Raw genomic sequence first — 13,276 nt, forward strand, 5'->3', positions numbered from 1 at the left:
ACAGTGGGCCGCATTCCAAATGTGGGAGCGAGCCTGCTCGCGAAGGGGCCGGCGCAGGCACCGCAAATCCGGGCTATTCGACGCGCATCTCACCACTGAACACCAAAGTACTCCGGCAGCGCCGACACAAATACCGCCGCCCCTGCCGCACCAGGCTATGGCGCTGCGCCGAAAACGGAAAATCGCTGTCCGCGCACGGGCATTTGTAGATATAGCGGGTCACGCTGCGGCGCTTGATTGCATAGGTGTGACAGCGATCCGGCGGTAGTTCGTAAACCCCGCGCATGATCAGTTGCCATTCCTCGCCGTGGGGTTGAATGCGCTCGCCAAACAACTGATGGGCGATCAGGTGCGCGACTTCGTGGGCCACGGTCTGCTTGAGGAAGTGTTCGGTGTTTTCCCGGTACAGCTGCGGATTGAAGCGCAGCAGATTCTCGTGCAGATGCGCGACACCGGCTTTTTGCCCGCGCAGCTTGAGACTGACGACAGGGCGTGGGAAAGAACGTTTGAAAAAGGATTCAGCGAGTTGGTAACAGTCTTCGACGCGGGTATTGAGTTGCTCGGGCATGCTTGATGGATCTCCAGAGGCGTCGAGTATGCCGCAACCCTGTGGACTTGCGAATCGCCAAGCTGCCGAATGGTCATCCGCCAAACGACAAGGCCGCCTTGCGGCGGCCTGTATTCAGCCTGTCGAGTCAGTTGGTATAAACGGGACCTACGCCCAGCCCCCAGACAATCACGGTGAACGCCATGATGGCGACCAGCACCACCAGACCCACCGCCAGCACCGAACTGGAAAACAGGAAGCCCTCGTCCGACGGAATATTCATGAACGTCGGTAGCCCCACATACAACAGATAAACCGTGTAGCAGATGGCCGCCGTACCGACGATCATCCCCAGCCACATATGCGGATACAGCGCCGCCAGCCCGCCGACGAACAACGGTGTCGCGGTGTAGGTGGCGAAGGCCACGCAACGGGCCAGGCTTGGATTGGCGTCATAAGTACGCGCCATCCAGTGCACGAACGCACCCATCACCGCGACCCCGCCGAGCATGGCCAGGTACGACATGATCGTCATCCACAGTGCGCTTTCAAAGGTCAGCATCACCGGTGCGCGGTTGCCGATCACCCAGCCAACCTGAGTAGTGCCGATAAACGCCGAGACAGCGGGGATCGCCGCCAGAATCAGCGTGTGGGTGAGGTACATGTGGCTGATGCTTTCCTCTTGGTCGCCACGGATTTCCTTCCATTCCTGATCGGGGTGGGTAAAAAGTCCCACTACGTGATGGATCATGCCAGTCACTCCTCTTGTTATTGCCATCGCCCCCCAGCGGAGCGCCTACGGGCCAAGGTGGCCGAGCAAATACAGGTCTTCAGATGTGTGCGACCTTATGTCGCAGTATAGAAAGGTCTTACCCGCACAGGTATTAGGGGCTTAGAGCAAATCGCGCTGTAAACAGGGCGGGTAATCGCCTCGGGGTCTGTTAACCCGTTGGCGGCTGACCGCGACAACCTGTGCCCACAACGCCGGGGTTTTTGCGTAAAATGCCGGCCTTTCGTCACACCTCACGGATTTCGCGTCATGGGCACTCTTACGGTCAACCAGAACAAACTGCAAAAGCGCCTGCGCCGCCTGGCCGGCGAAGCGGTTGCTGACTTCAACATGATTGAAGACGGCGACAAGGTCATGGTCTGCCTGTCCGGGGGCAAGGACAGCTACACCATGCTCGACGTGCTCCTGCACCTGCAGAAGGTTGCCCCGATCAAGTTCGAGATCGTCGCGGTGAACATGGACCAGAAGCAGCCGGGCTTCCCTGAGCATGTGCTGCCGGCCTATCTGAAAGAGCTGGGCGTCGAGTACCACATCGTCGAAAAAGACACCTACTCGGTGGTCAAGGAACTGATCCCGGAAGGCAAGACCACCTGCTCGCTGTGCTCGCGCCTGCGTCGCGGCACGCTGTACACCTTTGCCGATGAAATCGGTGCGACGAAAATGGCCCTCGGTCATCACCGCGACGACATCGTCGAGACGTTCTTCCTCAACATGTTCTTCAACGGTTCGCTTAAAGCCATGCCGCCGAAGCTGCGCGCCGATGACGGCCGCAACGTGGTGATCCGTCCACTGGCGTACTGCAACGAGAAAGACATTCAGGCGTACTCGGATTTGAAGGAATTCCCGATCATCCCGTGCAACCTCTGCGGTTCGCAGGAAAACCTGCAACGTCAGGTGGTCAAGGAAATGCTTCTGGACTGGGAGCGCAAGACCCCCGGTCGAACTGAAAGCATCTTCCGCAGTCTGCAGAACGTGATCCCGTCGCAACTGGCCGATCGCAACCTGTTCGACTTCACCAGCCTGAAGATCGACGAGACCGCGGCTTCGCGCTTCGTTAACGTCGTCAACTTGTAAACCCGATCCATGTGGGAGCGAGCTTGCTCGCGAAGGCGTCGTGTCAGCCGACATCCATGTTGAATGACAGACCGCTTTCGCGAGCAAGCTCGCTCCCACAGTGTTTTGTGTTCACAGGTAAAATTTCATTTTCAATTCCCAGGAGAGGGCATGCGCGATTACAAGTGGCTGCACGAATACTGTCTGAACCGCTTCGGTTCGGCGGCTGAACTGGAAGCCCATCTGCCCGTTCCCAAAACCCCGGCGCAACTGCGCAAGATCAGCGACGACCGCTACCTCTCGACCATGGCCCTGCGCGTGTTCCGTGCCGGCCTCAAGCACAGCCTGGTCGACGCCAAGTGGCCGGCCTTCGAAGAAGTGTTCTTCAAGTTCGACCCGGAAAAAGTCGTGCTGATGAGCGCCGAACACCTTGAGCGCCTGATGCAGGACGCGCGGATCATTCGCCATCTCGGCAAGCTGAAAAGCGTGCCGCGCAATGCGCAGTTCATTCTCGATGTCGAGAAAGAGAAGGGCAGTTTCGGTGCGTTGATCGCCGACTGGTCGGTGACTGATATCGTCGGTTTATGGACGTACCTGAAAAAGCACGGCCATCAACTGGGCGGGCTGTCCGCACCACGGTTTTTGCGCATGGTCGGCAAGGACACATTCGTGCCGAGCTACGACGTGGTCGCGGCGCTGAATGCGCAGAAGATCGTCGACAAGGTGCCGACCAGTCTGCGCGATCTGGCGATCGTGCAGGATGTGTTCAATCAGTGGCATGAGCAGAGCGGCGGGCGGGCGATGAGCCAGATTTCGATGATGCTCGCTTACACCGTCAACCATTGAACAGCTAAAAGATCGCAGCCTTCGGCAGCTCCTACAGGGAAACGCATTCCAAATGTAGGAGCTGCCGAAGGCTGCGATCTTTTCACTCAGGCGACGGAGATTTCGCCTTCACCTGCCAACTTGCGATTCAACTGATACCGCCACCGCACATACAGCAGCGCCGAGCAGAACACCGCCAGACTCGCAACCATCTCCAGCACGCCAAACCACTGCCGGTTCGGGTCATACGCCGCCAGTGCGCCCTTGATGAAATACAGATTCACCACAAAACACATCCACGAATGCCCACGGGCGCTGCCCATGATCATCGCCGGTGCGAGAACGATCCACGGGATCAACTCGACCAGCAGAATCACCCACGGCCGTGCGCCGTGCAGGTCGGCGAACAGCAGATAGTAAGCAGCGAGCAGTCCGGCGAGGGCGAAAAAGCTCAGCAGGCTGATCACCCGCATCGCCTTCACGCGCGGCGCAAGCCACTCGACACTCGGCAGAATCTTCGGCTTCTTCGCCATCTCAGCCCACCAGTTTCTGAGCGGTTTTCGCCAGCCGCAGACCCAGCGCACGGCACAGCGCCACTTCGTGCTGATCGAGGCCTTTTTTACCGTCAGCCCCAGCGTGATGACTGGCACCGTAAGGCGTACCGCCGCCCTGGGTTTCCAGCAGCGCCGACTCGCTGTACGGCAGACCGGTGATGAGCATGCCGTGGTGCAACAGCGGCAACATCATCGACAGCAGAGTGGTTTCCTGACCGCCGTGCAGGCTGGCGGTGGAGGTGAACACGCCGGCCGGTTTACCGACGAGGGCGCCGGTCAGCCACAGGTTGCTGGTGCCATCGAGGAAGTACTTCAGCGGCGCGGCCATGTTGCCGAAACGCGTCGGGCTGCCGAGGGCCAGGCCAGCGCAGTTCTTCAGGTCATCGAGCGTGGCATACAACGCGCCTTCGTCCGGTATGGCCGGGGCCACGGCTTCGCACTCGGTAGAGATTGCCGGCACGGTGCGCAAACGCGCTTCGAGACCGGCCTGCTCGACACCACGGGCAATCTGCCGGGCCATCTCGTTGGTCGAGCCGTTGCGGCTGTAATACAGCACCAGAATGTACGGCGCGCTCACGGCAACAACTCCAGGATATTTTCCGGCGGACGACCGATGACGGCTTTGTCGCCGACTTCGAGAATCGGGCGTTCCATCAGTTTTGGATGCTGGGCTATGGCGTCGATCAATTGCGCTTCGCTGAGGCTTTCATCAGCCAGATGAAGCATTTTGTATTCATCTTCACCGGTGCGCAGCAACTGGCGTGCGCTGATCCCGAGCTTGCCGAGCAGGGCCTTGATTTGCGCCGCGCTCAAAGGGGTTTCGAGGTAACGCACGACGTTCGGGGTCAGGCCGCGGGCTTCAAGAAGTTCCAGCGCGCCGCGGGATTTCGAGCAGCGCGGATTGTGATAAAGCGTCAGATCGGTCATGGCGGGTCGCTTCTGGCGTAAAGTGGCGGCTATTCTAACTGTGCAGCGCGCAATCCAGAACCTTCGGAGGCAATGGGTCGCAGGCGCCTTCAAATTTTCACAAGGAACACGACATGACACGGCGATTGGCAGCGGCATTGACGATAATCGGGGCGTTGATGCTGGGAGGCTGCGGCAATGATTACGGTATCGACCAGAATGGTCAGAAAGTAGCGTCCGAGCGCTTGGACAAACAGTGGGTAGTGCTCAACTACTGGGCCGAATGGTGTGGCCCGTGCCGGACTGAAATTCCGGAACTCAATCATCTGGCTGATGAATTGAAGAGCAAGAACGTTGGCGTCTTCGGGGTCAACTTCGACAACGTGCAGGGTGTGGAGCTGAAAGACGCCAGCGAGAAGCTGGGCATCAAGTTCACCGTGCTGGCGCAGGATCCGGCGGAGTTGTTCGAGTTGCCGCGCAGTGAAGCGCTGCCGGTGACGTACATCATCGACAACAAGGGCAAGGTGCGTGAGCAGTTGATGGGGGAGCAGACGGCGGCGGGGGTGATGGCCAAGCTTGAGGCTCTGCAGGCGACCCAGTAACGTCAAAAGCCCCTCACCCCAGCCCTCTCCCGGAGGGAGAGGGGGCCGACCGAGGTGTCTGGCGAGTTACATCGACCTGAGAGATTGAGTCGATTGTGAATTCACCAAAACCAGATCCGCTCGATTAGGCAGTCGCCAGAGCGGGATTCGATCGATTATGGATTCGGCATAGGCCGTTCAGGTCGACGTAGCTCCCCAATATCCCCCAATCAGTCCCCTCTCCCTTTGGGAGAGGGCTAGGGTGAGGGCTTTGGCAGACTCACCGACCTAAAAGATCCAGTCGATTATGGATTCGGCATAGGCCGTTCAGGTCGACGTAGCTCTCCAATATCCCCCAATCAGTCCCCTCTCCCTCTGGGAGAGGGTTAGGGTGAGGGCTTTTTAGCCTTCTTCCAGCCACCAGCGCAACGGCTTGCCTTCAGCCGGCCAGAAGCGCATCTGCTCGATCGGCGAGATGTCCCAGCGCTCGACATGCTCCAGCGCCTGCAGAAAGCGTTGTTCCTGCTCCATCAGCGCCGGGGCACAGAGCTTGCGGGTCTTGCCGATCTTGCCGAAAGTCAGCTTGTCACCTTCCAGCGTGTACGGCGCGAACCAATGGTTGCAGCCACCGTTGCCGTAGGCGCGACCATCATCGCCGAGGGTCACGGTCAAATGGCTGTAATCCATCAACGGCCGCTCGCCGATCCACTCCAGAATGTAGCTGCGGTTCTGTTGCAGTTGCACGGGTTCGGCGGCGCAACCCACCAGGCCGGCACCCACCAGCGCGGTCAGGGCAAGGCGTTTCATCACGCAGGCTCCTGGCATTTCGGGCACAGGTGTTTATCGCCGACCGCTTTCCAGCCGAGCTCGGCGATACGTGCGGTGGCAGCCGGTTTCTCAGCGGTTTTGCCGAGTTTGGCGTCGACAGCGAATTCGAAGCTCAGCTCTTTGGCACAGCTGTCGCAGTTGACCTGCCAGGTGTGGATCGCCAGTTCACCGAACACTGGGCCCGTGGTCATCGCGGTCCATTGGCCCGGCGGGTTGATCAGGTGGCGGACGGTTTCAACGGTCAGGCGCATGGACAAGTCCTTGCTGCCTTTGAGGGTGACCAGCAGGGCGTCACCGATGCGGATCGAGCCACCGTTGCCGGTGACCTGATAGCGGCCTGGAACGAGGGCGCGGCATTCGGTGAGGGTGTGTTGCGGGTTCATCAGGGTGTAGCGGAAATCGTGTTCGACCATGGGTCCTCCAAATATGCGCGACATGCTAGCACGGGCTTGATTGCAGAATGATGCGCGCGTGCGACCTTCGATCCGGTTCAAATGCAGCGACGCTCATGGCAAACTGCCGGCCTCGACTCTGAAGGAACGGAACATGGCGCTGATCGAATGTTATGAATGCAAGAAGAGCATCAGCTCCGAAGCCAACGCGTGCATTCATTGCGGGGCTCCCATGGCGGAGCAAGCAGTACACGCGCAGACCGCAGCCGCGCCCATACAGGCTGCAACAATCTCATTCGGCAGTCTGCCGCGTAACAAGGCAGTGCCCGAAGTCAGTGCGCCAGCGCCTGAACCGCAACCTTTGCCGAAAGTCATGCCGGCCGCCGCGCGGCGTCGGCGCCAGCAGCCAACCGAGCAACCTGTTGCCGAGCCGGCCAATGCCGACGGCAGTCGTCCGGTGGAAGGCTGGCTGAAGATCATGATCTTCCTGCTGCCGATGGTTTTCGTCTGGTTCCTGCTGCGCTACGGCCACTCGATGAAACAGCGCTTTTTTGGCTTCGGCTGGCTGGCGTTGCTGATTCTGGCGTCTTCGCTTTCACCGAAATAAGCTGAAAGAAATCTCAGCCCTCGACCTGGTTCTGTGGCGTTCCCGCCGCCCAGGTCGCGAGGTTGTGCAAGGTCGTTGCGGCAATTGCGCCCAATGCTTCGCGCGTCAAAAAGGCCTGATGCGCGGTGATGATCACGTTCGGAAAAGTCAGCAACCGCGCCAGCACATCGTCCTGCAAGGGCAGGTCGGAGCGATCCTCGAAAAACAGTTGCGCCTCTTCTTCATAGACATCCAGGCCCAGATAACCGAGCTGGCCGTCCTTCAAGGCGTCAATCAATGCCGGCGTGTCGACCAGGCCGCCGCGACCGGTATTGATGAGCATTGCGCCGGCCTGCATGTGCGCCAGTGAATCGCGGTTGATCAGGTGTTTGCTCTGCTCGTTGAGCGGGCAGTGCAGGCTGATGATCCGCGACTGCGCGAGCAGTTCCGGCAGGCTCAGATAGCGCGCACCCAATGCCAGAACATCCGGGTTGGGAAAGGGGTCGTAGGCCAGCAACTCACAGCCGAAACCGTGCATGATTTTCGCGAAGGTCGCGCCGATCTGCCCGGTGCCGACAATGCCCACGGTTTTGCCGACCAGATCGAAACCGGTCAGACCGTGCAGGCTGAAGTCGCCCTCACGGGTACGGTTATAGGCGCGGTGCAGGCGACGGTTGAGCGCGAGGATCAGCGCCACGGCATGTTCGGCCACCGCATGCGGCGAATAGGCCGGCACGCGCACCACGGCCAGTCCGAGACGTTTCGCCGCGGGCAGATCGACATGGTTGTAACCCGCCGAGCGCAGCGCAATCAGGCGCGTGCCACCGGCAGCCAGACGCTCCAGCACTGGTGCACTGAGGTCGTCATTGATAAACGCGCAGACCACTTCATGTTCGTTGGCCAGCGCCGCCGTATCGAGGTTGAGCCGGGCCGGTTGAAAGTGCAACTCGATACCCGCCGGGCAATCGGCGGCGAGGAAGCTGTCGCGGTCATAGGTCTGGCTACTGAAAACGAGCGTGCGCATGAAATCCTCCAGGAACATCGACACGGATTGAATCACCTGACCCCACTTTAGCGCTGCCGGTGTTGGCCGGTATTGCCGTGGATCAGGCGCTGATCTTCGCTTGCGCCGCGAGCCGGTTGATCGCCCGCTCCAGTTCTTCCAGCGCTGCCACGGCCTTCGGGTCGCCCTGCTTGAGCAAGGTTTCGCTGCGCTGACAGGCCGCGCGCAATTGCGGTACGCCGCAATAACGGGTGGCACCGTGGAGTCGATGGACGCGCTCGATCAAGGCGTTCTGGTCGCGGTTTTCGCACGCCGTACGAATGGCTTCGCGGTCGGCTTCCAGTGAGGCGAGCAGCATGGCCAGCATGTCCGCAGCGAGATCAGCCTTGCCGGCGGCCAGACGCAAACCTTCCTCGTGATCGAGCACCGGCAGTTCATTGTTGCCCGCCGCACTGTCGCTGGTCCGCTCCGGCCCTTGATTGCGCAAGGCCAGACCGGTCCATTTCAGCACCACCTGCGCCAGTTGCCGCTCGCTGATCGGTTTGGTCAGATAGTCGTCCATGCCGCTTTGCAGCAGCGCGCGTTTTTCGTTGGCCATGGCGTGGGCGGTGAGGGCGACAATCGGCAGCGGCGTGCAGTGTCGCTCGCTTTCCCATTGGCGAATGGTTTCGGTGCTCTGGCGACCGTCCATGCCCGGCATCTGTACGTCCATCAACACCAGATCGAAGGATTCGTTCTGCACCGCTTTGACCGCCGCGTAGCCACTTTCCACTGCGAGCACCTTGGCACCCATGTCTTCGAGCAGGGTCTGCACCAGCAGCAGGTTGGCCGGGTTGTCGTCGACGCACAGCACTTTCGGCGCGCGGCTCGACAACGGTTCGCCCGGCTCGTTGCGTGGTTGGCGGGGATTGGCCAGATCGGATAACGCCCGACGCAATTTGCGCGTACAGGCCGGTTTGGCTTGCAGCTGACTGTGCGGGTTGGGCACCGACAGATGAAACAGCGTCTGTTCGGTGGTCGGGCACAGCACCAGCACTTTGCAGCCGAGGTGTTCGAGGTCCCAGATGTGCTGATTCAAGCGCTCGGGCAGCATGTCGTTGCTGGTGATGCCGATCACCGCCAGATCAATCGCCTGATCGGTCTGATGCGCGCCAGTGACGCCATTGGTCAGGCTTTCCAGGGTATTGAACGGCGTGACAATGAGGCCGCAGTCTTCCAATTGATGCTGCAAGGCCTGACGCGCCAGTTCATGGTTTTCCAGAACTGCCACCCGGCGTCCGAGCAGTGGCGCCGAGGGCAAGTCTTCGGCATCGTCACGGGTCTTGGGCAGGCTCAGGCTGATCCAGAACTCCGAGCCTTCGCCCGGCGTGCTGTCGACGCCGATTTCACCGCCCATCTGTTCGATCAGGCGTTTGGAAATCACCAGCCCCAGACCGGTGCCACCCGGCTGGCGCGACAGCGAGTTGTCCGCCTGACTGAATGCCTGGAACAGGGCACGCACGTCCTGAGTGGACAAGCCAATGCCAGTGTCCTGAATGCTGATACGCAGTTGCACACTGTCTTCGTGTTCTTCTTCCAGCATCGCTCTGGCGACGATGGTGCCTTCGCGGGTGAACTTGATCGCGTTGCTGACCAGATTGGTGAGGATCTGCTTCAGACGCAGCGGGTCACCGACCAGCGACAGCGGAGTGTCGCGATAGACCAGACTGACCAGTTCCAGCTGCTTGGCGTGCGCGGCGGGGGCGAGGATGGTCAGGGTGTCCTGCAGAAGGTCGCGCAGGTTGAACGGGATATGGTCGAGCACCAGTTTGCCGGCCTCGATTTTCGAGAAGTCGAGGATCTCGTTGATGATCCCCAGCAGGCTGTCGGCGGATTTTTCGATGGTGCCCAGATAGTCGAGCTGGCGCGGGGTCAGTTCGCTTTTTTGCAACAGATGGGTGAAGCCGAGAATGCCGTTGAGCGGCGTGCGGATCTCGTGGCTCATGTTGGCGAGAAATTCGGATTTGATCCGGCTGGCCTCCAGCGCCTCTTTGCGCGCCAGGTCCAGTTCGATGTTCTGGATCTCGATGGTTTCCAGATTCTGGCGCACGTCTTCGGTGGCCTGATCGACACTGTGTTGCAGTTCTTCGCGAGCGTTTTGCAGGGTACCGGCCATGCGGTTGATGCCGGAGGCCAGTTCGTCCAGTTCCTGACTGCCGAGCGGCGGCAAGCGCGTTTCCAGATGACCGTCCTTGAGCTGCGCGACGGCTTGTTTGATCTGGCTCAGCGGACGGTTGATGGTGCGGCCCATGCGCAAGGCCAGCAGCGCCGCGCCGGCCAGACCGGCGGCAATCAGCAGCAGACTGGCAAACAGGCTGCGATAACCGCGCAGCAGCATGCCGTTGTGCGATAGCTCCAGTTCGACCCAACCGAGCAAACGGTCGGATTCTTGCGGGATCAGTTCGCCTGCGAGGTTGCGATGCTTGCCGAAGACCGGCATCAGGTAACGCGTCGCGTCATTGCCGCTGCGCCGTTGCAAATGCGCGCTGTCGCCGCTCGGCGCCTGATTGAGCATGGTCGGGCCGGCGTGGGCCAGCGGTGAGCGGTCCGGGGCGAGGAAGGTCACCGCGCGCACGTCCGGTTGTTCAAGGGACTGAGTGGCGATTCGCTCCAGCAGATCGCTGTTGCCGTGCCCCATGGCGGGGGCCACCAGCGGCGCCAGCTGCTCGGCAATCATTTCGCCGCGCTGCATCAATTGGCTCTGCAAGTCGGACTGCTGCGTCCAGGTGAAATAACCACCCAGCACCAGCGCCATCAGGCTGGTCGGCAACAAGGTCAGCAACAACACGCGACCTTTGATTCCCAGTTTCTTGAGCACGCCTATCTCCTGCATCCCGCTGATCTGTTGACTCATGCGTGCATCCGGCACGCGACATGGGCGCAGTGTAGCGATTTGCTCGCAGGCAATCTCCGGAAAAATGCTGTCGCGATGGGGCAGGGCGCGGGTGCTCGTTGGTCAGGTGGGTCAACCTTGAGTTGCCCGCTGTCCGACAATCTTGAATAATCGCTCTCAACTGAGAATTACTTGCAGATACTCATGACTCCTGTTTCCGCTGGCCAGCCACGCATTCTTTCCATCGAAGACGATCCGGTTCTCGGCGCCTATGTTCACGAACATTTGGGCCGCAGCGGCTTTCAGGTGACCTGGTGCCAGAACGGCCAGGAAGGCCTGAGCATCGCCACGCGCCAGCCGTTCGACGTGGTGCTGATGGATATTCTCTTGCCGGGCCTGGACGGTTTGCAGGTGTTGACGCAATTGCGCCAGAGCCATTCGACGCCGGTGCTGCTGATGTCGGCCCTCGGCGCCGAGGCGGATCGCATCAGCGGTTTCCGTCTCGGTGCTGACGACTATTTACCCAAGCCGTTCAGCATGGCCGAGTTGCATGTGCGCATCGAAGCGATCCTGCGCCGGGTTGCGCTGGATCGGCGCCCGGCATCGCTGGCGGCGCCAGTGGCGGCCGGCACGCTGCGTTTTGACGATGAACAATGCGATGTGTTTTTCCGCGAGCAAGCCGCCGGGCTGACCCGCAGCGAATTCCGTTTGCTGGAAACCCTCAATCGCAATGACGAGGAAGTGCTGAGCAAAGCCTTCCTTTATCAGCACGTTTTGCAACGCGGCTACGCGGCGCACGACCGCAGCCTCGACATGCACATCAGCCAGATCCGCCGCAAACTTAAAGCCATCGGTTACACCGAGCGTGAAGTGCGCACCGTCTGGGGCAAGGGTTACGTTTTGAGCGGCGCCGATGAAACGTTCTGAACTGCCGGGGCGGCATTCGCTGTTCTGGAAACTGGCGTTTTTGCTGGTCGCATTTTGTCTGCTGATGATCTGGTTGAGCTGGTCATGGGGCCGTTACATGGAGGAGCGCAACCAGTTCCTCTCCGACGAAGCGCGCGGCACCCTCAGCCGTTATGCCGCGCAAGCGGAACAGGCGTGGCAACACGGCGGGCGCAGCGGTGTCGATGACTGGCTGCAAAGCATGGAGTTGCGCGAAGCCAGTTGGGTTGGCGTCATCGGCGGCAACCTGCAGTCGCTGAGCAGTGATCCGCTCAATGATCAGGAAGTCCAGCACCTGACCTTCTTGCGCGGCCTCGACTGGCCGATCCATAAGAAAGGCCGGCCGTGGTTGCGTATTCCTTTCCCCAAAGAGCCGTCTGCGGGCAGCCTGGTGATCGAGTTGCCCGAACGATTTGTTCCGGGCAAGTACCGGGTGTTCTGGCGCGTCATCACCAACGGCGTGATTCCCGGGCTGTTCACGTTATTGCTGTGTGTCGGTCTGTACCGTTTGTTGGTCGTGCCACTGAACAACCTGCGCGAACAGGCCAACGCCTGGCGCGCCGATCAATTGAATGTGCGGCTGTCGAGCGGGATTACCCAACGCCCGGATGAACTGGGTGAGCTGGCGCGGGCGTTCGACTCGATGTCCGAGCGCCTGCAATCCACGGTTGCCCTGCAACAGCAGTTGCTCCGCGACTTGTCCCATGAATTGCGCACGCCGCTGAGTCGCTTGCGCGTGGCCAGCGAAAGTGAACAAGGCCTGCCGCAACTACGCGAGCGCATTGGTCGCGAAGTCGACGGTATGCAGCGACTGGTCGAGGAAACCCTGCAACTGGCCTGGCTCGATACCGAGCGCTCGCCATTGCCTGACGAGGCGATCCAGATTCAGGCGCTGTGGGAAATGCTCACCGACAATGCCTGTTATGAAAGCGGCTGGCCGAGTCTGCAATTGCAGTGTTCGGTCGAGGCGTCGTGCTGGGTGCGTGGCAACTTGAATACGCTGGCGCAGGCGTTGGAGAACATTTTGCGCAACGCCATTCGGCATTCGCCCGAGGGCGGGATTGTGCGTCTCGATGGACGGCGCGATGGCGATTTCTGGCACCTGTGGCTGGAAGATCAGGGCGGTGGTGTAGCGGAAGGGGATCTGGAGCGGATCTTCTCGCCGTTCACCCGACTCGACGGCTCGCGGCCCGGAGACGGTGGATTTGGCTTGGGGCTGAGCATCGCGCGCAATGCCGTGCAGCGTCAGGGTGGGAGTATTTGGGCGGAGAATGCCGGGGCGGGGTTGCGGTTGAATTTGCGGTTGCTGGCTGATGAGGGTGTTGCGCCGACTGACGCCTTCGCGAGCAGGCTCGCTTGTATGGTAGGACTTGAAGGGAGGAGGAGGGACAAGG

Annotated in this window: 15 protein-coding genes; 6 read left to right on the plus strand and 9 right to left on the minus strand. The window is 60.5% G+C overall.

The genetic code is table 11. From position 1 onward, the window contains the following. Positions 1-73: 73 nt before the first annotated feature. Positions 74-568 carry a SprT family zinc-dependent metalloprotease gene (locus ACW9IR_RS25665; RefSeq protein WP_122597276.1) on the minus strand — a complete coding sequence of 165 codons (495 nt, stop codon included), beginning with the start codon at positions 566-568 and terminating at the stop codon, positions 74-76. Positions 569-695: 127 nt separating this feature from the next. Beyond that, on the minus strand, positions 696-1,298 hold the full coding sequence (locus ACW9IR_RS25670) for a Yip1 family protein (RefSeq protein ID WP_016773629.1): 603 nt from the start codon (positions 1,296-1,298) through the stop codon (positions 696-698). A gap of 288 nt (positions 1,299-1,586) precedes the next feature. On the opposite strand from ACW9IR_RS25670, the gene ttcA reads away from it, so the two are divergent. Beyond that, positions 1,587-2,411, plus strand: coding sequence for a tRNA 2-thiocytidine(32) synthetase TtcA (ttcA, locus tag ACW9IR_RS25675; protein WP_038367448.1), 825 nt, complete (start codon positions 1,587-1,589; stop codon positions 2,409-2,411). Positions 2,412-2,561: 150 nt separating this feature from the next. Next, positions 2,562-3,236, plus strand: a complete 675-nt coding sequence (locus ACW9IR_RS25680; RefSeq protein ID WP_110718726.1) for a DNA-3-methyladenine glycosylase I — start codon at positions 2,562-2,564, stop codon at positions 3,234-3,236. Between the two features lie 86 nt (positions 3,237-3,322). Here ACW9IR_RS25680 and ACW9IR_RS25685 read toward each other — a convergent pair whose 3' ends face one another. From ACW9IR_RS25685 to arsC, 3 genes are read right to left on the minus strand one after another with little or no spacing between them, the layout of a single operon-like run. Continuing rightward, on the minus strand, positions 3,323-3,748 hold the full coding sequence (locus ACW9IR_RS25685; protein ID WP_457465432.1) for a DUF2069 domain-containing protein: 426 nt from the start codon (positions 3,746-3,748) through the stop codon (positions 3,323-3,325). 1 nt (position 3,749) lies between these two features. Further along, a complete protein-coding gene (gene wrbA / locus ACW9IR_RS25690; RefSeq protein WP_093442184.1) occupies positions 3,750-4,346 on the minus strand; it encodes an NAD(P)H:quinone oxidoreductase in 597 nt (198 codons plus the stop codon). Next, positions 4,343-4,696, minus strand: coding sequence for an arsenate reductase (glutaredoxin) (gene arsC, locus ACW9IR_RS25695; protein ID WP_457465435.1), 354 nt, complete (start codon positions 4,694-4,696; stop codon positions 4,343-4,345). The genes wrbA and arsC overlap by 4 nt, the downstream gene beginning before the upstream one ends. 113 nt (positions 4,697-4,809) lie before the next feature. On the opposite strand from arsC, the gene ACW9IR_RS25700 reads away from it, so the two are divergent. Beyond that, positions 4,810-5,277, plus strand: a complete 468-nt coding sequence (locus ACW9IR_RS25700) for a TlpA disulfide reductase family protein (protein WP_102901697.1) — start codon at positions 4,810-4,812, stop codon at positions 5,275-5,277. 381 nt (positions 5,278-5,658) lie between these two features. On the opposite strand, the gene ACW9IR_RS25705 is transcribed toward ACW9IR_RS25700, so the two are convergent. Together ACW9IR_RS25705 and ACW9IR_RS25710 are read right to left on the minus strand one after the other, a co-directional pair. Further along, on the minus strand, positions 5,659-6,063 hold the full coding sequence (locus tag ACW9IR_RS25705) for an META domain-containing protein (RefSeq protein WP_175553475.1): 405 nt from the start codon (positions 6,061-6,063) through the stop codon (positions 5,659-5,661). Further along, entirely contained in the window at positions 6,063-6,497 is a 435-nt protein-coding gene (locus tag ACW9IR_RS25710; RefSeq protein ID WP_038367468.1) for a hypothetical protein, read from the minus strand. The genes ACW9IR_RS25705 and ACW9IR_RS25710 overlap by 1 nt, the downstream gene beginning before the upstream one ends. A gap of 133 nt (positions 6,498-6,630) precedes the next feature. Here ACW9IR_RS25710 and ACW9IR_RS25715 point away from each other — a divergent pair, with 133 nt between their 5' ends. Beyond that, entirely contained in the window at positions 6,631-7,083 is a 453-nt protein-coding gene (locus ACW9IR_RS25715; protein WP_457465438.1) for a hypothetical protein, read from the plus strand. 13 nt (positions 7,084-7,096) lie between these two features. Here the strand turns inward: ACW9IR_RS25715 and ACW9IR_RS25720 are convergent, their stop codons facing one another. Together ACW9IR_RS25720 and ACW9IR_RS25725 are read right to left on the minus strand one after the other, a co-directional pair. After that, positions 7,097-8,086, minus strand: a complete 990-nt coding sequence (locus ACW9IR_RS25720; RefSeq protein ID WP_102901698.1) for a 2-hydroxyacid dehydrogenase — start codon at positions 8,084-8,086, stop codon at positions 7,097-7,099. An 82-nt stretch (positions 8,087-8,168) separates the two neighbouring features. After that, complete coding sequence (locus tag ACW9IR_RS25725; RefSeq protein ID WP_110718937.1) at positions 8,169-10,922, minus strand: response regulator; 2,754 nt, start codon at positions 10,920-10,922, stop codon at positions 8,169-8,171. 219 nt (positions 10,923-11,141) lie between these two features. On the opposite strand from ACW9IR_RS25725, the gene ACW9IR_RS25730 reads away from it, so the two are divergent. Further along, a complete protein-coding gene (locus ACW9IR_RS25730; protein ID WP_457465440.1) occupies positions 11,142-11,864 on the plus strand; it encodes a response regulator transcription factor in 723 nt (240 codons plus the stop codon). Then, positions 11,851-13,276: histidine kinase sensor domain-containing protein (locus ACW9IR_RS25735; protein ID WP_457465441.1), on the plus strand; the 1,426-nt coding region annotated here is incomplete at its 3' end. The genes ACW9IR_RS25730 and ACW9IR_RS25735, both read left to right, overlap by 14 nt.

It is taken from the genome of Pseudomonas sp. SDT291_1_S447 (assembly GCF_054070155.1).

Excerpts from the sequence above, each read along its gene's own strand:
- ACW9IR_RS25705 (WP_175553475.1), bottom strand. The coding sequence starts at position 6,063 with ATGAAACGCCTTGCCCTGACCGCGCTGGTGGGTGCCGGCCTGGTGGGT.
- ACW9IR_RS25720 (WP_102901698.1), bottom strand. The coding sequence starts at position 8,086 with ATGCGCACGCTCGTTTTCAGTAGCCAGACCTATGACCGCGACAGCTTC.
- ACW9IR_RS25700 (WP_102901697.1), top strand. The coding sequence starts at position 4,810 with ATGACACGGCGATTGGCAGCGGCATTGACGATAATCGGGGCGTTGATG.
- arsC (WP_457465435.1), bottom strand. The coding sequence starts at position 4,696 with ATGACCGATCTGACGCTTTATCACAATCCGCGCTGCTCGAAATCCCGC.
- ttcA (WP_038367448.1), top strand. The coding sequence starts at position 1,587 with ATGGGCACTCTTACGGTCAACCAGAACAAACTGCAAAAGCGCCTGCGC.
- ACW9IR_RS25730 (WP_457465440.1), top strand. The coding sequence starts at position 11,142 with ATGACTCCTGTTTCCGCTGGCCAGCCACGCATTCTTTCCATCGAAGAC.
- ACW9IR_RS25710 (WP_038367468.1), bottom strand. The coding sequence starts at position 6,497 with ATGGTCGAACACGATTTCCGCTACACCCTGATGAACCCGCAACACACC.
- ACW9IR_RS25715 (WP_457465438.1), top strand. The coding sequence starts at position 6,631 with ATGGCGCTGATCGAATGTTATGAATGCAAGAAGAGCATCAGCTCCGAA.
- ACW9IR_RS25670 (WP_016773629.1), bottom strand. The coding sequence starts at position 1,298 with ATGATCCATCACGTAGTGGGACTTTTTACCCACCCCGATCAGGAATGG.
- ACW9IR_RS25665 (WP_122597276.1), bottom strand. The coding sequence starts at position 568 with ATGCCCGAGCAACTCAATACCCGCGTCGAAGACTGTTACCAACTCGCT.
- ACW9IR_RS25680 (WP_110718726.1), top strand. The coding sequence starts at position 2,562 with ATGCGCGATTACAAGTGGCTGCACGAATACTGTCTGAACCGCTTCGGT.
- ACW9IR_RS25685 (WP_457465432.1), bottom strand. The coding sequence starts at position 3,748 with ATGGCGAAGAAGCCGAAGATTCTGCCGAGTGTCGAGTGGCTTGCGCCG.